General features: G+C 67.7%; 18 protein-coding genes. 13 read left to right on the top strand and 5 right to left on the bottom strand.

Features of this window, described 5'->3' with window-relative positions; genetic code table 11:
* The first annotated feature begins 46 nt into the window (after window positions 1-46).
* Window positions 47-463 (top strand): Fur family transcriptional regulator, encoded by a 417-nt coding sequence (locus AC069H_RS41615; protein WP_478236015.1) that lies wholly within the window; start codon window positions 47-49, stop codon window positions 461-463.
* A gap of 19 nt (window positions 464-482) precedes the next feature.
* On the opposite strand, the gene AC069H_RS41610 is transcribed toward AC069H_RS41615, so the two are convergent.
* The 3 genes from AC069H_RS41610 to AC069H_RS41600 form a co-directional block, all read right to left on the bottom strand.
* On the bottom strand, window positions 483-1,307 hold the full coding sequence (locus tag AC069H_RS41610; protein ID WP_478235997.1) for a class I SAM-dependent methyltransferase: 825 nt from the start codon (window positions 1,305-1,307) through the stop codon (window positions 483-485).
* A 109-nt stretch (window positions 1,308-1,416) separates the two neighbouring features.
* Window positions 1,417-1,974: a hypothetical protein gene (locus tag AC069H_RS41605; protein ID WP_478235996.1), complete on the bottom strand. Its 558-nt coding sequence runs from the start codon at window positions 1,972-1,974 to the stop codon at window positions 1,417-1,419.
* A gap of 59 nt (window positions 1,975-2,033) precedes the next feature.
* Window positions 2,034-2,672 carry a class I SAM-dependent methyltransferase gene (locus AC069H_RS41600; protein WP_478235995.1) on the bottom strand — a complete coding sequence of 213 codons (639 nt, stop codon included), beginning with the start codon at window positions 2,670-2,672 and terminating at the stop codon, window positions 2,034-2,036.
* Window positions 2,673-2,764: 92 nt separating this feature from the next.
* Between AC069H_RS41600 and AC069H_RS41595 the strand changes: the two genes are divergently transcribed.
* The 5 genes from AC069H_RS41595 (at window position 2,765) to AC069H_RS41575 (ending at window position 6,540) form a co-directional block, all read left to right on the top strand.
* Window positions 2,765-3,379, top strand: coding sequence for a TetR/AcrR family transcriptional regulator (locus tag AC069H_RS41595; RefSeq protein ID WP_478235994.1), 615 nt, complete (start codon window positions 2,765-2,767; stop codon window positions 3,377-3,379).
* Window positions 3,380-3,442: 63 nt separating this feature from the next.
* Entirely contained in the window at window positions 3,443-3,979 is a 537-nt protein-coding gene (locus tag AC069H_RS41590; RefSeq protein WP_478235993.1) for a hypothetical protein, read from the top strand.
* Window positions 3,980-4,049: 70 nt separating this feature from the next.
* On the top strand, window positions 4,050-4,802 hold the full coding sequence (locus AC069H_RS41585; RefSeq protein ID WP_478235992.1) for a YcnI family copper-binding membrane protein: 753 nt from the start codon (window positions 4,050-4,052) through the stop codon (window positions 4,800-4,802).
* Window positions 4,799-5,350 carry a copper resistance CopC family protein gene (locus AC069H_RS41580; RefSeq protein ID WP_478235991.1) on the top strand — a complete coding sequence of 184 codons (552 nt, stop codon included), beginning with the start codon at window positions 4,799-4,801 and terminating at the stop codon, window positions 5,348-5,350. The genes AC069H_RS41585 and AC069H_RS41580 overlap by 4 nt, the downstream gene beginning before the upstream one ends.
* Window positions 5,347-6,540, top strand: a complete 1,194-nt coding sequence (locus AC069H_RS41575; protein WP_478235990.1) for a tyrosine-type recombinase/integrase — start codon at window positions 5,347-5,349, stop codon at window positions 6,538-6,540. The genes AC069H_RS41580 and AC069H_RS41575 overlap by 4 nt, the downstream gene beginning before the upstream one ends.
* Before the next feature lie 536 nt (window positions 6,541-7,076).
* Here the strand turns inward: AC069H_RS41575 and AC069H_RS41570 are convergent.
* Both AC069H_RS41570 and AC069H_RS41565 read right to left on the bottom strand, forming a co-directional pair.
* On the bottom strand, window positions 7,077-8,135 hold the full coding sequence (locus AC069H_RS41570; RefSeq protein ID WP_478235989.1) for an LLM class flavin-dependent oxidoreductase: 1,059 nt from the start codon (window positions 8,133-8,135) through the stop codon (window positions 7,077-7,079).
* A gap of 37 nt (window positions 8,136-8,172) precedes the next feature.
* On the bottom strand, window positions 8,173-9,504 hold the full coding sequence (locus AC069H_RS41565; RefSeq protein ID WP_478235988.1) for a condensation domain-containing protein: 1,332 nt from the start codon (window positions 9,502-9,504) through the stop codon (window positions 8,173-8,175).
* A 573-nt stretch (window positions 9,505-10,077) separates the two neighbouring features.
* On the opposite strand from AC069H_RS41565, the gene AC069H_RS41560 reads away from it, so the two are divergent.
* The 7 genes from AC069H_RS41560 to AC069H_RS41530 are packed head-to-tail and all read left to right on the top strand — an operon-like array spanning window position 10,078 to window position 19,899.
* Window positions 10,078-11,310 (top strand): hypothetical protein, encoded by a 1,233-nt coding sequence (locus AC069H_RS41560; protein WP_478235987.1) that lies wholly within the window; start codon window positions 10,078-10,080, stop codon window positions 11,308-11,310.
* A gap of 24 nt (window positions 11,311-11,334) precedes the next feature.
* The gene (locus tag AC069H_RS41555; protein WP_478235986.1) at window positions 11,335-13,086 is read left to right on the top strand and encodes a thiamine pyrophosphate-binding protein; all 1,752 of its coding nucleotides are present in this window, start codon (window positions 11,335-11,337) and stop codon (window positions 13,084-13,086) included.
* Window positions 13,083-13,943 (top strand): phytanoyl-CoA dioxygenase family protein, encoded by an 861-nt coding sequence (locus tag AC069H_RS41550; RefSeq protein WP_478235985.1) that lies wholly within the window; start codon window positions 13,083-13,085, stop codon window positions 13,941-13,943. The genes AC069H_RS41555 and AC069H_RS41550 overlap by 4 nt, the downstream gene beginning before the upstream one ends.
* 13 nt (window positions 13,944-13,956) lie before the next feature.
* A complete protein-coding gene (locus AC069H_RS41545; RefSeq protein ID WP_478235984.1) occupies window positions 13,957-17,289 on the top strand; it encodes a non-ribosomal peptide synthetase in 3,333 nt (1,110 codons plus the stop codon).
* 53 nt (window positions 17,290-17,342) lie between these two features.
* Window positions 17,343-18,782, top strand: coding sequence for a condensation domain-containing protein (locus tag AC069H_RS41540; RefSeq protein ID WP_478235983.1), 1,440 nt, complete (start codon window positions 17,343-17,345; stop codon window positions 18,780-18,782).
* Window positions 18,779-19,648 (top strand): phytanoyl-CoA dioxygenase family protein, encoded by an 870-nt coding sequence (locus AC069H_RS41535; RefSeq protein ID WP_478235982.1) that lies wholly within the window; start codon window positions 18,779-18,781, stop codon window positions 19,646-19,648. Before AC069H_RS41540 ends, AC069H_RS41535 begins: the two co-directional genes overlap by 4 nt.
* Window positions 19,645-19,899 (top strand): phosphopantetheine-binding protein, encoded by a 255-nt coding sequence (locus AC069H_RS41530; RefSeq protein WP_478235981.1) that lies wholly within the window; start codon window positions 19,645-19,647, stop codon window positions 19,897-19,899. The genes AC069H_RS41535 and AC069H_RS41530 overlap by 4 nt, the downstream gene beginning before the upstream one ends.
* Window positions 19,900-19,911: the final 12 nt, after the last annotated feature.

Raw genomic sequence — 19,911 nt, 5'->3', positions numbered from 1 at the left:
GGTGGTGCGTGAGTGTGGTCCGGAACGAGGTGGATTGCAGTTGTCGGTGGTGAAGGAGCGTTCGACGCGGCAGAAGGCTGTGGTGGCGTCATTGCTGAAGTCCGAGAGCCGTTTTCGATCCGCACAGGCCCTCTACGCGCAGCTGCGTACGCGCGGGGAGACGATCGGGCTGTCGACGGTCTACCGAAATTTGCAGTCCATGGTCGAAGCAGGCAAGGCCGACGTGCTCAGGATCGGTGGTGAGACCCTGTATCGGTACTGCTCGGACGAACCGCACTACCACGTGGTGTGCCGTTCGTGCGGGTACACCGTCGAAGTCGCGGAGAACTCCATCTCGACGTGGGCCGGTGATGTGGCTGCGGAGCACGGATATCGCTATGTCAGTCACATGGTCGACGTCGTCGGTGTCTGCGGTGCCTGCGGAGAAGAGAGCGTCGGCGGTTCCCGTGGTCCGGCGCGGTGACGCCGGACCACGGACGCGCTCAGACGACGGTGGGCTCCTTGGCCAGGAAGAAGTACGCGTAGCGTTCGTCGAGGTCGTTGCGTGGTACCAGCCGGACCGTCTGGGGAGTGAAGCCGCAGCGTTCGGAGAGTTCCCAGAACTCGTTGATCGGGTAGGTCGTCATGTTCGCCAGTCCGCGGCGGTAGGCGCGGCGTCGTGGTTTGGTGAGCCAGCTGCCGGTGTCGTACTTGATCTGGATCAGGGCCAGGCCACCGGGCGCGAGAAGGCCGTGGGCGATGCGCAGGAGCCGCTCGCCGTACTCCGGCGACGGGATCAGCTCGAAGACGTAGAAGGACAGAAACACGTCGCAGAGGCCGTCGATCTGTCCGAGCGCGGCTTCCGGGTCAGCGACCTCGATGGCCACCGGATGGAAGGGGGTCTCGCAGACTTTCGCGACCTGCTTACCGCATTCGGCAAGGGAATCGCGAGAGATGTCGACTCCGATGAACTCCTTGGCACCCGGGGCGAAGTGGACCGCGTTGGCCCCGCCGCCGCAGCCCCATTCGACGATCCGGTTCCAGGGCCGGGTGAACTCGGCCATGCGGGCGCCGGCTTCGAACAGGGCGAGGTGATCCGCGCCGATCCGGTGCCACAGGTCGTTGTCCCGGAAGACCGGGGCGTCGCGCCAGTGGGAGTCGGCCGCCCAGCGGGAGCCCGCCGGTCGTCGCCAGTAGTCCTGCGCGTCGGCGGCGATCGCCGAATCGGGTTGCCGGAGGCCCGCGGTCACCAGAGCGCGCTGCAGGAGGTCCTCCGCGGTGCTGGCGAGCCGCTTGCCGCGGGCGAGGGCGTTCGGTCTTTCTGCCATGGGTGAAGCCTTTCGCTGAAGGTCACGGATGCCCGCGCCGAAACGGTTCGGGGACATCCGTGCGGTGAGGCCGTCGCACGTCTCAGGAGCAACGGGTGGGTAAGAAACCTCAGCGAAAGACAGGGGGCCCACGCCGCGGACGAGCGCGTCGCAGCAGGACTGCCGTCATGATGTTCGGTTCCGCCGCACGGAGAACCGGTGCTCGCAACGGGGGATGAGAGGTGGCGACCGGCGCCGGAATCCTGCCGAGCGCCCGCCACACCAGGCCACGCAGCGCGATCGCCGCGGTATCGGCGCGGGTGAGCAGGAGGCCGAGCAGCACGACGGCGAGCGCGTGCGCGCCGAAAAGCTGGACCGGATCGATCTCAGTCAGGACCGGGGCGATGTGGCGGTGGGTCAGGTGCGAGGGGAGCAGGAGAACGGCGTGCAGGACGCCCTGCGTGGCCGCCAGCGCCCCGATCGCGGCGACCGGTCCTCGGCTGCGGTCGGCGATGGCGGTGCCCGCCCACCCGATCACGCCACCGATGGCCAGCGCCATCCCGATGTTGGGAACGACGCCCCCTCCGAGCACATGGGCGGCGAGCCCGAGCGCCGCCGCCGCGCCGGCCAGCACGATGCTGCGGGCAGCGTTCACCGCCACCGGAAGGCCTGCGCTGTCCCGTGCCACATTCGCAGCTTACGTGCCGCGCGGACCGGCCGGTTCCGCCAAGTGCCGCCCGCTGACGGTCAGCGGACCGCCGTGACATAGGACAGCCAGCCGAGTTCTCCTTGCGTCTCAACGGTAAACCCGGCTTCCCGGACGAGTCCGGGGAGACGCCCGTCAGGGTCGTCCAGCATCCGCGGCCCGGATGCCAGACCGACCAGGTGTCTGCCGAGCGGCGACCGGGGCGGCCGGAAATCGGCGAGGGCGAGCCGTCCTCCGGCGCGCAGCACCCGCCGCATCTCCCGCAGCGCCGCGGCCTGATCGCCGTCCGGCAGGTGATGCAGCATCAGGCTGGAGAGCACGACGTCGAACTCGCCGTCGCTCCCGGGCAATTCCTGTGCGGTGCCCACCTCGAACCGGCACTCCGGCGCGGCCTTGGCGCGGGCGAACCCGATCATCTCCGCCGACGCGTCGACCCCGAGCACTTGCCCGTCCGGTGCGACCGCGCGTGCCGCGATTCCGGCGAGATGTCCTGTCCCGCATCCGACGTCGAGGACCCGATCGCCGCTTTGTGCTGCCGACAATCGCACCAGCTCCCGGTACAGGCGGGTGCGCCCGCGGAACCCGATCCGGCTCAGCGCTTCGTACCAGCCCGGATGCGTGATCAGTGTGCCGTGTTCCCGGTGGCCGCCATGTCCGACCAGCATTCGCCCGATTCCCATCTCGCACCTCACTACTTAGTTGCGACTAAGTTCTGACTCCAGTCTAACTTAGCGGCTACTAAGTTCGAGGGATAGAGGGTTACGATGACCGGGTGACCCGGACTTCTGGCCGCACCCGGCTGACCGCCGAGCAGCGCCGCGACACGATCCTGACCGCGGCGACCACCGTGTTCAGCGAGTACGGGTACTCCCGGGCCAAGGTTTCCGACATCGCCGCGCGGATCGGGGTCAGCGAACCCGTGGTGTTCCAGAACTTCGGCTCCAAGGCACGCTTGTTCGCGGCCGTGCTCGACCGCGCGGCCGATACGGCGATCGGATTCCTGGACTCCCTGCGGACATCCGAACTGTCCGTGCCGGACGTGCTGCGCGCCTTGCTGGAGCCCGAACACATCGACGCCATGCACGCGCCGGGATCGCTGGGGGTGCTGTTCGCCGAGGGCGGCGCCGCCGACGTGGATCCCGCTGTCGCGGACGCCGGTCGGACCGCGATCGGGAGGGTGGTCCGCGGTTTCGCCGCGCTGCTCGAACGAGGCAGTCAGGCCGGGCAGCTTCGTGCCGATTTGGACGCCGACGCGGCGGCGTGGTGGCTGATCTCGTTCGTGTCCGCTCGACCGCTTCGCCGCGCCGTCGATGGTGAACTCGAGGTCGACCGGCGGATGATCGACATGGCGCTGGAGATGTTCCGGGTGGCATCGCCCGGCAGGTGACGGATCGCTTCCAGCGTGCGGTGTCGCTGGTCGCCGGAGGGGGTTCGGTTTAGGCTGCCGCCCATGGACTCCGTCGCGCCGATCACGCGTGGCGTCCTGCGCGCCGTGCGCGGGTGCGTGTTCGCGGTGACGTCCACGGCGCTCAGCTACGCGGGCCACGTCGCCGCGGCAGGCGAACTTCCGGACACGGGCAGCGCCCTGCTGCTCACCGCGCTCATCGCCACTGGTGGCACTTCACTGGCGGACCGGCAGCGCGGCGTGCCGGTCGTCGTCGCCACACTCGGCGGGACCCAGGCGGCACTGCACCTGATGCTGTCCTGGCTGTCCGGACTCGGCCATCACCACGGCCTCGCGTGGCCGAGCTGGTCGATGATCGCGGGCCACGTCTGCGCCGCCGTGCTCATCGGGCTCATGCTCGCGCGCGCCGACGCCGTGCTCTTCGCGGTGGCGCGGCTTTGCGCGTCGTTGCTCCCGCGACGCTCGCCGGTGTTGCCCGCATTGCGGCCGCTCTGGGTGGCCGTCGTTCCGACGCTGGTCCCCGCGCATGAGGTGGTGCTCCGGCGGGAGCACAGCAGGCGCGGGCCCCCTTTCCAGCTCTGACGGAATTCCTTGTGCTCGCCGCCCGATCGGACGGCGGGTTCTTCACACTTTCCCAGGAGCTGTGACAACCATGTCTTCTTTCGACCTGTCCGGGCCGCCCGGACGCACGCGAGCCGGAACAGCGGCGTCGCGATCGGCCACCATCACCGCGGCCTGCGGAGCCGCTCTGCTCGTCCTCACCGGCACAGCCGCCGCGCATGTCAGCGTCACACCCGGTGAGATCAGCAAGGCAGGATCCAACGAGATCACCTTCCGCGTACCCAACGAATCCGCTTCGGCGGGCACCGTCAAGCTGGCGCTGACCCTGCCTGCCGAGTTCCCGATCAGCTCGGTCCGCGCTGAACCGAAGCAAGGCTGGACGGTGCAGATCACCCGCGCCAAGCTCGACCAGCCGGTGAAGGTCGGCGCCAGGGAGGTCACCGAGGCCGTCCGCACGGTCACCTGGACGGCGGAGCCGGGCGTGCGCATCGGCCCCGACCAGTACGGGAACTTCGCCCTCTACGTCTCCGGGCTCCCCGAGAACACCGACAAACTCGTCATCCCGGCCGCCCAGACCTACGACGACGGCAAGGTCGCCAACTGGGCCAACCCTCCCGCTCCGGACGGGACGGAGCCGGAGGATCCGGCGCCTGTGCTGAAACTCGCCGCGAACGGCACCGGACAGGCAGCGAACGGGAACTCGGCACAGACCGCCGTCGCGCCCGAGCGGGACGACTCGTCACTCTGGCTCTCGGGCATCGCGCTGGCCGTCGCCGCGCTCGCGCTCGGCTTCGGAGTCGGTGCGACAATGCGCGGCCGCCGGGCGGCCAAGGAGAAGTCGTGATCAGCCGTCTGATTGCCGTGGTGGCCACCGCGTTGGCGCTCGCGCTGCTCGGGACCGCCCCGGCGAACGCGACCGCGAGACTGGAGAGCAGCGATCCGGCCGAGGGATCGTCGTTGACCGTGGCACCGGCCGCGGCCACGCTCACCTTCAGCGAACCAGTGGATCTCTCGTCGGCGGCGATCTCCCTGACCGGGCCGGACTCGCAGCCGCTGACACTGCTCGCTCCCACGACGGCTGAGCGAGTGGTGACACAGCCATTGCCCGCGCTGTCCAACGGTTCCTTCGTGTTGAACTACAAGTTGCAGTCGATCGACGGGCATCGGGTGAACGGAGCCGTGAAGTTCGCCGTCGCCGCTCCGGCGCCGACCACGACCACCACACCGGCATCGTCAACCCCGCCACCGGTCACCGCCACCTCCTCGGTGACCGCGGCCGAACAAGCCCCGGAGTCCGAGGGTTCGTCGGCACTCGGCTGGGTCCTCGGCGGCGGCGCGGCGCTGCTCGTGGCCGTCGGCGTGGCGATCTGGCTCGTCCGGCGGCGGGCGTGAACGCACCGGCGGGGTGGCTCCTCCTGATCGGGGGAGCGCTGATCAAGATCACGTTCGACGGCACCTACCTTCGCTACGTGAAGCCGGGCATGGCGCCTTGGCTGGTCGGAGCCGGCTTCACCGCCGTGGCGCTCGCCGTCGTCGCGATCGTGAGAGACATCCGCGGAGCCAAGGCGTCGGCGGGCGCCGGACACGAGCACGAACACCGCACCCGCAGTACCTGGCTGATGCTTCTGCCGGTCCTCGCGATCTTCCTGATCGTTCCGCCGGCGCTGGGTTCGGATTCGGTCAACCGAGCCGGTTCCCGAACCGTGACCGCACCCGGAACTCGTCGCGTCTACAGCACGTACTGGCGGCGGGTTGTGGAGGTGTGGGGAGATCGACCCATTGACGAGCCCACTCCGCTTGAGATCAAGCAACTGGCCGAAGACGTCAGGCACCGGGTCGTGGTCCGCAAGAACTCGCGAGGCGGGCGCACCGCAGCTGAGCACCTGATCGCCTCCCTACGCTGCCTGTACCAGCACGCCATTGCCGACGAACTGCTGAGCGAGAACGACAACCCCGCCAAGCGGGTCGCCAAGCCGAGAAGGCTGGCCAGCACCCGGCGAGCTATCCCCGACGCTCGACTGGCCGAGATCAACCACGCCGCGGGAACTACAGGCAACGATCCCGAACTCGACCTGCTCCTGCTACGCCTGCACACCGAAACCGCGTGCCGCCGTGGCGGCGCCCTCGCTCTCCGGCGGCAAGACCTCGATCCGGATCAATGCCTCGTCCAGCTGCGGGAGAAGGGCGAGACAGTTCGTTGGCAACCGGTCTCGCCCACACTGATGCGCCACCTGATCAACCATCAGGAACAGCGAGGAGACGGAGACCGGTCAGCGCAACTCATGCGCTACCGCAACGGCCGACCGATCACCGCGAGGCGCTACGACCACCTGTGGCAACGCGTCGGGACCCAGCTCCCGTGGGTTGCCACCCAGCAAGTCAGTACTCACTGGCTCCGGCACACCACGCTCACTTGGGTCGAACGCAACTTCGGCTACGCCGTCGCCCGCGCCTACGCCGGACACGACGGTAAGAGCGACGCCGGGACGACGTCGACGTACGTCCGAGCAGACCTAGATGAAGTCGCCGGCGCGCTCGCCGCGCTAACCGGAGAACCGCACCCGCTCGCGCCGCCCAAATAACCGACCACGGGCGTGCGCCCAACTCAGGGTAGCTCGGTGCATTTCCACATGGTCTCAGGAAAGGCGTCGTGCTCGACGGCGTTGGCAGTGCGGCTAGTGTAAGCACGTGGCTCGATTGGAGCCAGGAAGCCTGAGCCTACCGCGCGGCGTACGTCGCCGACATCGCCCGAATGTCCACCGCCTACCCCTCGGCCCGGCGACGGCGGTGTCCGGCTTACCTGGGGCCAGTGCGCGCGTGGAATCGGCGCTGAAGTCGGACACGACGTACCTATGCTGGGCAAACAGTGCAGAAATCCGTTCTGTGGCCGGTGTCATCTCGCCTGGCGCATGTGCCACGACGCCGACCTCGTCGTACCACTGGGCCTTCCGTTGACAGGCTTGGCCGATACGGTGCGGCAGTCCAGCCGGTGCCGTACGAGACCCCCGGTCGCCAGGAGCCTCTGGAGCGTCGACGACGTTCGCCGAAGCTCCTGACCGAGGAGGCATTTGATTCCGCTGCGGGACGTCGTGGTGGGGCCGACATAGTCGCAGGGGTGTCAAAAGGTGGATTTCGCCGGCCAACTCTTGAGCTCGGGCAGGCAGTATTCGGCGAAGGTGTGCAGGCTGTCGTGACCGTCTTGTTCCGGAATGCCGTGGAAGATCGTCAGAAGGCCCTGAAGGTCGAACGTGCGGTGCAAGGTCTCCAGCTGTTCCAGCACCTGATCCGGTGTGCCGTGCACAACGGTGCTGGGAGTCAGGTCGAGGTCGGTGCGTGCCACGGGCCGCATGCTTTGGTAGAACTCGTATCCTTCCGTCCTGCCGAAGTCCTTGTCCGCCATCCCATAGTGCGCCACCGCGACGTCATGACTCCGGTCATTGTGCTTCTTGGCGATCTGCAAGGCCCGGTCGGAGCTTTTGTCGACCACCACGACGACGGACAGCAGCGGGCCGGGTGGTTCGCTGGCCATGCCGTGCAGGTCCGACCAGGTGCCGCGGTAACGCTGGACATCCTGTTCCATGAGGTGAAGAGGTTTGAAGATGATGAGCATCATGCCCAATCCCATCTTGGCGACCAGCGGACTGGATTCCGGCGACACCGACGCGCTGAACACCCTTCCCTGGAACGACTTGAGCGGCCTTGGCCGCAGTTCGCGTCGAGGCTGGCGAGTTGTCTCGCCACCTTCGATAAAGCCGGTTTCAAGCGCAGGCAGCACCAACTCGGCGCATTCGGCGAAACGGGCACGGGACTCGTCGAGCGGCACGCGAAAGCCTTCGAACTCGTCCTTGGCCAACCCCCGGCCCAGGCCGAGAACGAGCCGCCCGCCGGACAAGTGATCGGCAAGGATGATTTGTTCGGCGAGCCGGACCGGATCGTGCCATGGAAGCACGAGAACCGCAGTGCCGAGGCGAACACGATTCGTGCGCGCGGCCAGATAGGACAAGGCTTGAAGCGGGTCAGCGATTAAGCCGTAGTTGCTGAAGTGGTGCTCGGTCAGCCAGATGGAGTCGAAGCCGAGTGTCTCGGCTTGGACGCAGTAGTGCAGTTCCTTGCGCATGAAGTCCGCATCGGGATAGCTGCCTCTGTGCTGAAAGGCCGCCTCGAAGCCGACGTGCATGTCACGTTCCTCTCGTGATTGTGGTCCTCCGGCGTTGTCACCATTCGCGCAGTTGTGTGGCGGGGTGTTCGACCAACTGTCGTAGCAGGCGCTCGTAGTCGGTCATCCAACGTGAGACGGTCCGCGGCGCGATGTAGTCCGCTGCTTCGGCCCACAGCCGGAGGCCGTTCACGTCGGGCATCGCCAGGACACCGAGATCGGAACGCACGCCGGGGATGGCGATCTCCTCGGCGGTGGCCCGTAGGCCTGGTATGGCCAGCCGTCGCCCCGGATCGGGGTGGAGGGAGAACCACACCTGCGGGAAGTGGTCCGCCCCCGGCCTCGTGAGGACGTCTGCCTTGTCGAGCACGACCGAGAACGGCACGGCGACGTGGTCTGCCACCGTCCATAGGTGGCGTGCTACGCCCAGAACGGTTTCGCGGATGGTGTGGTCCGGGCGGCCAGGCAGGCGCAGTGCCAACGAGTTGGTGAGCGGGCCGGCGAGGTCCTCGAACCGCTGTCGGGTGCGATTCGGGAACGCGCCGACCACCACCACCTCGGTCTGGTCCACAAGTCCGCGTAACAGCTGGCCGAAAGCTGTCAGCAGCACCGCGTAGAGCGTTACGTGGTGCGCTTCGGCCCAGTGGGTGAGGTCGCGCGCGAGGTTCGTGTCGACGTCGAAGGGTTGCAAAGTCCCATGCCCGCTCAGCGCGGCTGGGCGAGGCCGGTCGCCCGGCAATGGCATCGACAGTTCCGCGCCATCGAGTTCCGTGCGCCAGAACTCGATGGACCTCCGCCCCTCCTCGCCGGCCAAATGCTCCTGCTCCCACCTGACGAACTCCGCCAGCTGCACAGGTTGTCCACGGTTGTCGGCGACGCCTGAAACCGCGGCTCGGTAGCCTTCGGCCAGGTCCGCCATGAGGATGCTCAGTGACATCGCGTCTGTGACTATGTGGTGCTGCACGAACATCAGTACCCACCGATCCGCGCCCGCACGGGCCAGCGCGAATCGCGCGACTTTCCCATGGTGCAGGTCGAACGGTTCCATGGCCTGTCTTTCGCACCACGCGGACACCGCGCCGTCGTCCGCCGGGAGATCGGTGACCGGCAGTTCCACCGGCACGGCGGGCATAACCTGCTGGCTGAACCCGGTGCCGTCGCGGCGGAATCGTGTCCTGAGCACGTGTCTGCGCTCGACGAGAACCGATACCGCGGTAGCCAGCGCGGCCGGGTCGAGCGGACCCGCGATGCTGATGCGCAGCGCGACGTTCAGAACCGAGCGGTTGCCAAGCTGGGCGTCGCCCTCGGCAAAGCGCAGTTGTCCTTGGCTCGCTGGGTATACCCGCTCGTCCGCGGCGCTGGGCCGGGCGGTCTTCGATACGTCGGCCATCGTGGATCGCGACGCCTCCCTTCGTGACCGTCCTGAGCGCGGTGTGTTTTGCGAAGATGTACTCGCGAAGCCCCCGATTCACTGAATCAGGCAATGTCGGGTCCGTCAATGAGCCGTCCGGGTCTCGCTGAGCGGCTTTATGACGTTGAGTGATCATGATACGAATTACGGATTCTCGATCAGCCCGTGGATCCAGAATCGACTCATGCCCGTGTTTGTCTACAGTAGATCTCGTAGTTCTCGAATGTCCACTTGTAGTGATCGTATGTCGTGTGTACGGTCGAATATTGACTCAAGTTTGCACTGGGGCAACTAATCTTTTGCGCATCCTCCCTGAATTCGTGGCGGACACGTCTGTCCGTCGCATAGTCCACAATGGAGGAAGGGGGTGAAAGTCATGGAGAGCATCGAGACGGTAGCCGAGGAGTTCGAGTTCGAGACCCTCGGTGAGTGGCAGCACCGCTGATGTGCACGGGGGCGTCATCCGCGCAGGTGGCGCCCCCGGTCAAGGCGATGCATCGGATGAACGGGCCGCGCTGCGGAACCAAACGGTTGTGGAACCTGGGAGTTCTCGTGATCACTGGACCACCGGCATATCTGCCTCCAGCGGGCTCCAAACCGCTGGCCGCGCGCCTGCGCGCGTTGACCACCGCTGGAGTCCCGGTGGCTTGCGGGGTATATCGAGGATTGGCCGACCCCGGCCCTGCCTCGGCGAAGCACGCCGAGTCCACCCACGCCCGCGCGCGGTACGTCGCCGGGAGATCGGTGGAGTTGCCGCATTTCAACACCAATCCACCACCGATCTTGCGGGTGCTCGCGGTCGCTTCGCACAACCGAGTCGACGCGCTGGGCGACACGATGGCCGGCTTCCCCGTCGACCTGGCCGGTGATCTGTGGCGCCGGGTGGCCGAACTGGTCGCCGACCCCGCCGAGCTCGAGCCGCCGGAGCGCGCGAACGCGAGCGACTTGATGCTGAGACTGGGCTATCCCAAGGAAGCGGCGCGGGTGCTCGGAATGGACGCGGCCGATCCGGCGGCACACGAGTTCACTCGAGAGTGCGCGATCGCGGAGCTGACCGTTTTCGTGCGCCGTCGTCACGATCCGGCGGTGCTGGAGCGCCGGGCACTGGAGCTCGCCCGTGACCGGTCGCGTGGCGCCAGAGTGAGGATGATCGCGGCCAACTACGTGGTCGTGCGCAATGGACGGCGTGGCGCCGATACGCCTGCCCTCCACGAGGCCGCCGAGTTGGCGCTCGCGGCCTCCGGCGAGTGGGAGGCCGATCCGTTCGCCGAGAACCTCGCCGCGCAGACGGTCCACCGTGCAACTGCGTACGTCCCGTTCGTGCGCGGCGACGTCAACGGCGCGCTCCGGGAACTGGAACTGGCCGAGGCACACCAAAAGACGGCCGAGGCGGAACTGACCGACCCGCTGCGTGAGCTGGCCTGGATCGACCACGCTTTTCCGCTCTACGAAACGATCGCCAAGACGCATCTGCGCTCGGGTGACGCCGAGCAGGCCGTCGAAGCGACCGCACGGCTGGTGGAACTGAGCCCCAACGATCAACGGACCTGGGTCGCGCGCGGCCAGGCGCTCCTCGCAGCCCGCCGGCTCGAGGAGGCGGCGGAGGCGTTCGCGCGGGCGATCCCGCTCGGCGGTCTACCGGTCGCCCGCGCCGCCTATTACCTGGCGTGGATCCACGACGAACTGGGGGACCACGGGCGGGCGGCCCACTACTGCTCACTGTCGTGCCGGGTCGATCCAACGGTCCCCGCCTCGGCGGAGCTCGCACAGCGGCTGTCCGGCTAGAGAAGACCTGAGGAGACCGTGCCTATGATCGACGCCCCACCCACAAAGACCGGGACGACAGCCCGGACGGTCAGCGACTACGTCGTCAGCTGGCTCCGCGCCAACGAGATCTCCCAGATCTTCACCCTGCCCGGTGGAATGATCGCCGCCCTGCTCGACGCCATCCATCGCGACGGACGGGTGCGGATCGTCACCATGCACCACGAACAGGCTGTCGCCTTCGCCGCGGACGGCGTCGGTCGGTACACCGGAGCGCCCGCAGTGGCGATCGCGACCGCGGGGCCGGGGGCGACCAACATGCTGACGGCAATCGGCAGCGCCTATCTCGACTCCGTCCCCGCGGTGTTCCTTGTCGGCCAGGTCCAGAGCTACCTGCTCAAGGGCGACAGGCCCGTGCGCCAGTTCGGTTTTCAGGAGTGCGACGTCCTGTCGATGGCCGAGCCGGTGACCAAGGCGGCCTGGCGGGCGCGGTCCGGCGCACAGCTGCCGGAGTTGCTGGACCGCGCGATGACGCTGGCCGTGAGCGGGCGCCCGGGGCCGGTGATGGTGGAGCTCCCGGCGGACGTGCAGACCATGCCCGTCCTCGCCGACGCCGAGCCGAACCCGTCCGTGCCGCGGCCACCGGAGTTCACGGAGGCAGAGGCCATCGACGAAATGCTGGACGCCGTCGCCTCCGCGCAACGGCCCCTCGTGCTGATCGGCGGCGGGGTCCACGCCGCGCGGGCGGCTGGTCGGACCAGGACCTTCCTCGAGGAGCTCGCCGTGCCGGTCGCCGCGTCGGTGATGGCGCTCGACGTGCTCCCCGCGGCCCACCCGCTGCGGCTGGGCATGATCGGTATGTACGGCAACCGCTGGGTCAACCACGCCGTCGCGGAGGCGGACCTGGTCCTCGCGCTGGGCACCAGGCTCGACTTCGGCACGATCGGGGCGGACGTCGCCGCTTGGGGCCGCGGCCGCACCACGTTCCAGGTCGACTGCGACCCCGGGGAGATGCGGCGGGTCCGCGGCGCCCGAACGATCACGGCCGACCTGGGCGCGTTCCTCGACGCGGCGGTGCCCGTGGCCCGTGAACGGCGGTTCCCTGACCGGACGGCGTGGGCGGAGCACCTGGCCAGGCTCGGCGCCGTTTGGCCGGATACCGCCGAGCTGCCCGATTCTCCGGGCATCAATCCGAATTCACTCGTGCGCCGGCTCTCCGCCGCGTCGGCATGCGCCGCGGCGATCGTCGTCGACGACGGGCAGCACCTGTGGTGGGCCTGCCAGTCGATCCAGCCGGCGGAGGGGCAGCGGTTCATGCCCGCGCTCGGGATGGGACCGTGCGGCTGGGCGTTCCCCGCCGCGATCGGCGTCGCCGAGGCCACGAACCGCCCGGTCGTTCTGTTCGTCGGCGACGGCGCGTTCCAGTTCAACATCCAGGAACTGCAGACAGTGATACGCAACCACCTGCCGGTGAAGATCGTGGTCGTCGACAACGGCTGCCATGGATCGGTCCGTCAACTGCAAGAGGCGGTTTTCGACGGCCGGTACCCCTCGACCGTGCACGGCTACGATGCGCCCGATTTCGTCAAGGTGGCCGAGGCCTACGGGATGTCCGCCGCGTCGGTGTCCGAGCCGGACGCGGTGGACGACGCTCTGCGCTGGTTGTGGCGGGCCGACAGGGAACCCGCCCTGCTGCACGTGCGGGTACCGACCGAACTGAATGTCTATCCCAACGTCCCGTTCGGCGCGCCGATCACCGCCATGGAGTTCCGCGCGCCGATTGAGGAGGCCCAATGACACGGACGACGGCGATCGGCGACCTGCTGCCGACTGCGGAGGATGTCGCCTTTTATGCCGAGCATGGCTGGTGGACCAGCGACGTGGTCATCCCCGACGAAGTGCTGGAGACCGCGCAGCTGGGAGCTGAGCGGCACTACGCGGGCGAGCGGGACCATGAACTGCTGATCACCGGCGGATATCTGGATTGGCAGCCGCAGCACGGCGACGTCATCCGTCTCAACGACTACGTGTCGCTGCAGAACGACGATCTCCGTCAGCTGGTCGACCTGCCGGTGATCGCCGGGATCGCGGCGCGGCTGGCCGGGACCGACCAGATCCGGCTTTTCCACGACCAACTGATCTGCAAGCCGGCCGGGATGGCTCCGAGCGAATCGACCGTGGGCTGGCACGTGGACGCGGCGTACTGGCAGACCTGCTCCTCGCGGGACATGCTCACCGCCTGGATTCCCTTCCAGGATTGCGACGACGACATCGGGGCCATCTCCTTTGTGGACGGTAGTCACCGTCGCGACGACACAGAGTGGATGCGCACCTTCACCGAGCACGACATGACGGAGCTGGAGCGGTCCTTCGCGGGCGCGACCCCGGTGCACAAGGTGCCGCTGCGGATCAAGCGGGGACAGGTCAGCTTCCACCATTGCCGCACGATCCACGGCAGCGACGCCAACCGCAGCTCTCGAGACCGGGTGGCGCTGGCGCTGCACTTCCAGGACCGGGCCAACCGCTACGTGCCGCACACCGACTCGTCCGGGAAGCGGACCGTGCACATCAACGATCTGTTGTGCCGCAAGGACGACACGGGGTTGCCCGACTACGCCGACCCAGACATCTGCCCGGTTCTCTGGCCCGTTTGAAAGGAATTGCGCCTTGACCGAGACGACGAGCACGCTACTGCGCGGCGACAACGCCTGGTGGGCCGAGCGGCTGGGCCGCAGGGGAGCGGAGGCCGGTCCTCCGCTGTTTCGCAAGCGGAGCAGCGTGTACCGCCGCAAGAGCATGACCGTACGACTGCCTTCGAACCTGGTTGTCCCCACCGCCGAGACGCACGCGGTGTTCCTTGCCGCGACGGCCGCCGTGCTGCATCGGTACCGGGGCAGCGACGAGATGGAAGGGATCGTCGTCGGGTCGCCGCCTTCCAGAACTGGCGAGGTCGACACCGCACTGCCGATACTGCTCGAGGTCGACCCGGCGACGCCGTTCGGCCAAATGGTCGACGGCGCGACCGAGGTGATCGCCGAGAGTGAGTCAAGGACGGATTTCGCGAGCGACGAGCTGTGGGCGGCGCTCGGCGTCGAGGAGATCACCGACCGGCATCCGCTGTTCTCCGTCGTCCTGCGTGTCGAGGGCCGGCACAGCACGATCTCCGATCTGCGCAACGACGTCACGGTGACGGTCGCCGCCGATGCGCTGGAACTGGAGTACAACGCCAACGTGCACACCGAGGCGACGATCGCCCGGTTCGGCGGACATGTCCTCGCTTTCGCCGAACGAGGCCGTTCCGCGCCGGGAACGCCGGTCCGTGCGGTGGACTACCTGCTCGACGAAGATCGTGCGGCGTTGTCCGCCTGGGGACAGGGCGAACACAGGGAGTCCGACGGAGTGACCCTGCACCGGCTTTTCGAGGTCGAGGCGCGGACCCGACCCGATCGAGAAGCACTCGTCTACGGCGACCAGGTGATCAGCTACGGCGAGCTGAACGCGCGTGCCAACCGGCTGGCCAACCATCTGCGATCGCTGGGCGCCGGGCCTGGCACGCGCGTCGGGCTGTGCGTTCCGGCGACGCCCGAGCTGACCATCAGCACGCTCGGCGTGCTCAAGTCCGGCGCCGCGGTGGTGCCGATCGTGCCGACGTTTCCCGACTCGCGGAACCGGATGACGGTCGAGGACTCCGGGATGGCGCTGGTGGTCACCGATTCGTCGCTGTCGGACCGGTTCGTCGCACCGGGCCCGATGGTGGTCAGTATCGACCGCGATGCCGAGCGGATCGCCGCCGCCGACGAGTCCGACCCCGATTCGGGCGTCACCGCCGCCGATCCGCTGTACGTGCTGTTCACGTCCGGGTCTACCGGCCGTCCGAAGGGGACGGTCGTGGAGCATCGGCGGCTCGTCGACCTGGTGCGCTGGCAACGCGAGCGGGGAGAGGACCCAGCCGGTAGGCGAACGCTACAGCGCACGTCGATCGGCTTCGACGTCAGCTTCCAAGAGATCTTCTCGACACTCGGCTTCGGCGGCAGCCTCGTCGTCGCGTCGGACGAGGTCCGGGACGACGTCTCGCTGCTGCCCGAGCACGTCGAGCGCTACGGCATCGCCAGGCTGTTCCTGCCCCCGGTGGCGCTGAACCAGATGGCGGTGACGGCGACCCTGGAACAGCGAGCGATGAGCTCGCTGCGCGAGATCGTCGTGGCAGGCGAGCAGTTGCACGTCTCGATGCCGATCCGTCGCCTGTTCCACCAGCTCGATTGCTCGTTGGACAACCAGTACGGTCCGACCGAGACCCACGTCGTGACCGCGTTCGAGCTCACCGGGCCGAGCATGCGGTGGCCTGCCGCGCCACCGATCGGCAGGCCGGTGCGCAACGTGCGCGTGCACGTCCTGGACCCGTGGTCGCGACCGGTGCCGCCCGGTGTACCCGGCGAGATCCACGTCGCGGGCATCGGCCCGGCCGAGGGCTACCTGGACGAGGAGGCCCGCGCCGGGCGGTTCATCCCCGACCCGTTCGGCACCGAGGGCGACCGGCTCTATCGCACGGGGGACCGCGGACGGTTCACCGAGGACGGCGAAATCGAGTTCCTCGGCCGCCATGACGACCAGGTCAAGATCCGCGGCTATCGGATCGAGCTCGGCGAGGTCGAGGCGGTACTGGCCAGGCAGCCGGGCGTGCACATGGCTGCGGCCGTGGTGCACGAGACCGAAGCGCTGGGCAAGCAGCTGGCCGCGTTCGTCGTCGCCGACCACGAGCTGGACCCCGCCGATTTGCGCCGACGCATGCTGGATGACCTGCCCGGACACATGGTACCGGCGAGATCTGGGTTCGTATTCACCGACGCCCTGCCGCTCACCGCGACTGGAAAGGTGAACCGGCGCGAGCTGCCACCCCTGCCGCGCGCCGCCGCCGGCGCCGGCGCGACGGCCGTCGCGGAAGGCAACACCGAGGAGACCGTCGCCAAGGTCTGGGCGACGGCACTCGGGCTCGACAGCGTTGGCCGGGACTCGGACTTCATCGAGCTGGGTGGGCACTCACTCGTCGGCATCCACGTCGTCGCGCAGCTCAATGAGCTGTTCTCGATCTCGCTCCCGCTTCGCACCCTGTTGCGTGGCACGACGGTCGCGGCCTTGGCCGTTGAGATCGACGCTGCCCGTGGGCGGGGCGAGACGGACGACCGGAATTCCGCCGAGGCTCCGTCCGGAAAAGCCACGGTTCAAGAGGTCGAGCTACCCGGTGGGCTGAAGGTGTACTCGCCACAACCCTCCGAAACCGAGTATCTGTACCAAGACGTCTTCGAGCACAGGACCTACGACCGGGGTGGCGTGCGGTACCCCGAAACCGGCGTGGTGATCGACGTCGGGGCGCACATCGGCCTGTTCACGTTGTACGCCAAGTCGAAGTCGCCCGGGCTGCGGGTGCTGGCGTTCGAGCCGTGCCCGCCGCTGTTCGAAGCGCTGCGGCGTACTACCAGAGAGCTAGCCGGGGTCGAGTTCCATGCGTTCGCGCTCGGGGCAAAGGCGGACTCCGCCCGGTTCACCTACTATCCCGATCTCACCGGTATGTCGTCGTTCCATCCGGACGACGCCCAGGAGCGAGCACTGTTGTCGGGGATCCTCGGCAACAGTGCTCATCTGAACGGCGGTGGCGAGGGCGCGCGGCTGGCCGGGTCACAGCAGTATCTGGACGAGCGGCTGGCGGCCGTGACGTACACCTGTGCGCGCAAAACGCTCAGCACAGCTCTCGCCGAATCCGGGATTGAGCATGTCGACCTGCTCAAGATCGACGTGCAAAAGGCTGAGCTGGAGGTACTCGAGGGCGTCGCGGACGAGGACTGGGGCAAGATCGACCAGGTCGTCGTAGAGGCGCATGATCTGGCGGGGCGGCTCGACCGGATCGTCACGTTGTTGAACGCCAAGGGCTTCCATGTCGAAGTGGAGCAGAATCCGCTGCACGCCGGTACCGTCGTGCACTTCGTCTACGCGGTGCGCCAGTGAACAGCACGACACGGTCGTCCGCGCCCGCCCCTGCCCGGGGAGGGCCGCTCACCGTGGCACAACACCAGATGTGGGAGCTGCACCAACGTGAACCGGCCCCCGGAGCGCTCAATCTGAGCTACGCGATCGCGGTGGACGGCCCGCTCGATGTCGCCGCGCTCGCCGAGGCGTTCCGGAGTCTGGTGCGCACGCACGAGCCACTGCGGACGGTCTACCGCAAGGTCGGGGACGACGTCGTCGCCCAGGTCGTCCCCGCCGAGGTCGCGCTGGCCGCCGTCGAGCTGACGCCGCGCTCCGCCGACGAGGCCGAGGCGGTGCGGCTCATCCGCGAGGATCGCGTCAGGCCGTTCGATCTCGTGGCCGGAGCACCGATCCGGGCTTCCCTGCTCCATCTCGGGCCGGACAGGCACATTCTGCTGCTATCGCTGCACCACATCGTGGGTGACGGCTGGTCGATCTTCGTGCTGCGAGAGCATCTCACTCGCTGTTACGCGGCGACTGTGCGTGGCGAACCCTTCAGGCCGAACCCGCCCCGGACCGAGTGCCTGGAACAGGCACGGCGTCAGCGGGGGTGGCTGGGCGGACCGGCCGTCGACGTGGAGCTGAAGTGGTGGACAGACCGGCTGCGCGGGGCGACGGAGCGGCCAGCTCTGCTCGGTATTCACCGAAAGGTGGGTGAAGTCCGCAGACAGGTCGAGGCACTGCCCGGCCAGTTGACCGCCGAGTTGACCGCACTGGCCAAACAGACGCGGGTATCGGTGTTCGTCGTGCTGCTGACCGCGTTCGAAGTGCTGATCGAGCGTTGGTCGAAATGCGCGAACGTCGTCGTCGGCACCTTGGCGGCGAGCCGCCCGACCGCCGACAGCGCGGAGGTACTCGGCGCCCATTACAACCCGCTGTTGCTCAACACCGACCTCGACGGGGCCTTGTCGCTGCTGGAATGCCTGATGCGCACGGCGGAACGCACGCTGTCCGCGCTCGACCGCCAGCAGCTGCCGTACGCGGTACTGGCGGACCAGGTCGAGCGCGAGTACGGCTGGGCCGCCGCGCCCGCGGTGATGTTTCAGATGGACCGATACCCAATGGAGGGCTTGGCGCTGGCCGGATGCGCCGTGACCGGCCTGTACATCGATGACGGCCGCGACGTGAGCACGATCCCCGCCGCCACATCGGCCGACCTGACGTTCTTCGTGCGCGAGACCGGCACGCACCTCACCCTCTCGGTGCTCTACTCCGCGACCTCGTTCGACGACGAGTCGATCCGCGCCGCGATCCGCGCCTATGTCGAGATACTCGTAGCGTTGTGTGACGCGCCCGAGTCAGTCGCACCCGAACTCGAGCTCCCCAACCCTGTTCCCCATCCGGCCCCGGCCCCGGCGGGCGGGTTCGGCACGTCGGGGAGATTGAGGGGAATGACCGAGATCGGCCCGGTCGACGCCATCAGTCCCGTCGGCGTGTGGTATCACCCACGGCGGGAAGGGGACGAACCGTGAACCTCACCGAGGAGCAGCTCGCGCTGCTGCCGTCGGAGCACGACATCCGATTCTACGAAGAGCACGGCTGGTGGATCTCGCCGCGCATCGTCGAAGACGAAGTCATCGACGATGCCAGGTTCGGTGTCGACCGCTATTACAGCGGCGAGCGTGATGCCGTCCTGCCGTTCGAGGCCGGCACCGACTGGAACAGCAGCCGTGGAAACGTGCTACGGCAGAACGACTACGTGTCGCTGCAGATCGAGCAACTGCGTATGGTGGTCGAGCATCCGCTGGTCGCGCTCAGCGCGGCGATCCTGGCGCGCACGGCGGAGGTCCGCCTATTCCACGATCAGCTCGTCTACAAGCCGCCGCAGGTTTCCGACTCGGTCGCGACCGTCGGCTGGCACACGGATATCGCCTACTGGAAGACCTGTTCGTCAAGGAACCTGATCACGGCATGGGTACCGTTCCAACCCGTCACTTCCGACATGGGCCCGATGACGGTCCTGGACCGCAGCCATCGGTGGGGAGGCAACGACCGCCTGGAGTTCTTCCACGAGCCGGACCTCGCAGGCGTGGCGGCGAAGATCCAGCGCGGAGCCGAGCCGCTCACCGAGGTTCCGCTGGTGATGGACGCCGGTCAGGTCAGTTTCCATCACTGCCGCACGATTCACGGCAGCAGGCCCAACAATTCGGACCGGCCCAGGGTGGCTCTCGCGGTCCACATGCAGGACGAGTCCAACCGCTACATCTCTGTCCTTGACGGGAACGGGAAGCGCTTGGTTCACCTCAACGACTTTCTCTGCCGCAAGGACGACAACGGCGACCCGGATTACGCCGACCCCGCGGTGTGCCCGGTTCTGTGGAAGGCGGACGAACGATGAGCGACAGTACGACAGCGGACGACACCCGGGACACCCTCGGCGGGTACGTACAAGAACTCATCGGCATTGAGGAAATCGGGCAGGACGACCTGCTCCTCGACATCGGTGGCAACTCGCTGATCGCGACGATGCTGGCCAACAGGGTCGAACTGGCATGGGATTTCCGCCCGACCATGATCGAACTCATGACCTGCAAATTCGGTGAGCTCGTCGATTTGTGCACCGAGCGCCGCGGGATCCATGGCAAGTGACGGCATCTTGGC

The organism is Amycolatopsis sp. NPDC043887 (assembly GCF_056435665.1).
The sequence above is the reverse complement of the archived record's forward strand: the minus strand, read 5'-3'. Positions and strand labels throughout refer to the sequence as shown.

What these genes read in the sequence shown, in the direction of transcription:
- AC069H_RS41570 (WP_478235989.1), bottom strand. Translation starts at nt 8,135, where the DNA reads ATGCACGTCGGCTTCGAGGCGGCCTTTCAGCACAGAGGCAGCTATCCC.
- AC069H_RS41555 (WP_478235986.1), top strand. Translation starts at nt 11,335, where the DNA reads ATGATCGACGCCCCACCCACAAAGACCGGGACGACAGCCCGGACGGTC.
- AC069H_RS41565 (WP_478235988.1), bottom strand. Translation starts at nt 9,504, where the DNA reads ATGGCCGACGTATCGAAGACCGCCCGGCCCAGCGCCGCGGACGAGCGG.
- AC069H_RS41550 (WP_478235985.1), top strand. Translation starts at nt 13,083, where the DNA reads ATGACACGGACGACGGCGATCGGCGACCTGCTGCCGACTGCGGAGGAT.
- AC069H_RS41610 (WP_478235997.1), bottom strand. Translation starts at nt 1,307, where the DNA reads ATGGCAGAAAGACCGAACGCCCTCGCCCGCGGCAAGCGGCTCGCCAGC.
- AC069H_RS41530 (WP_478235981.1), top strand. Translation starts at nt 19,645, where the DNA reads ATGAGCGACAGTACGACAGCGGACGACACCCGGGACACCCTCGGCGGG.
- AC069H_RS41585 (WP_478235992.1), top strand. Translation starts at nt 4,050, where the DNA reads ATGTCTTCTTTCGACCTGTCCGGGCCGCCCGGACGCACGCGAGCCGGA.
- AC069H_RS41590 (WP_478235993.1), top strand. Translation starts at nt 3,443, where the DNA reads ATGGACTCCGTCGCGCCGATCACGCGTGGCGTCCTGCGCGCCGTGCGC.
- AC069H_RS41600 (WP_478235995.1), bottom strand. Translation starts at nt 2,672, where the DNA reads ATGGGAATCGGGCGAATGCTGGTCGGACATGGCGGCCACCGGGAACAC.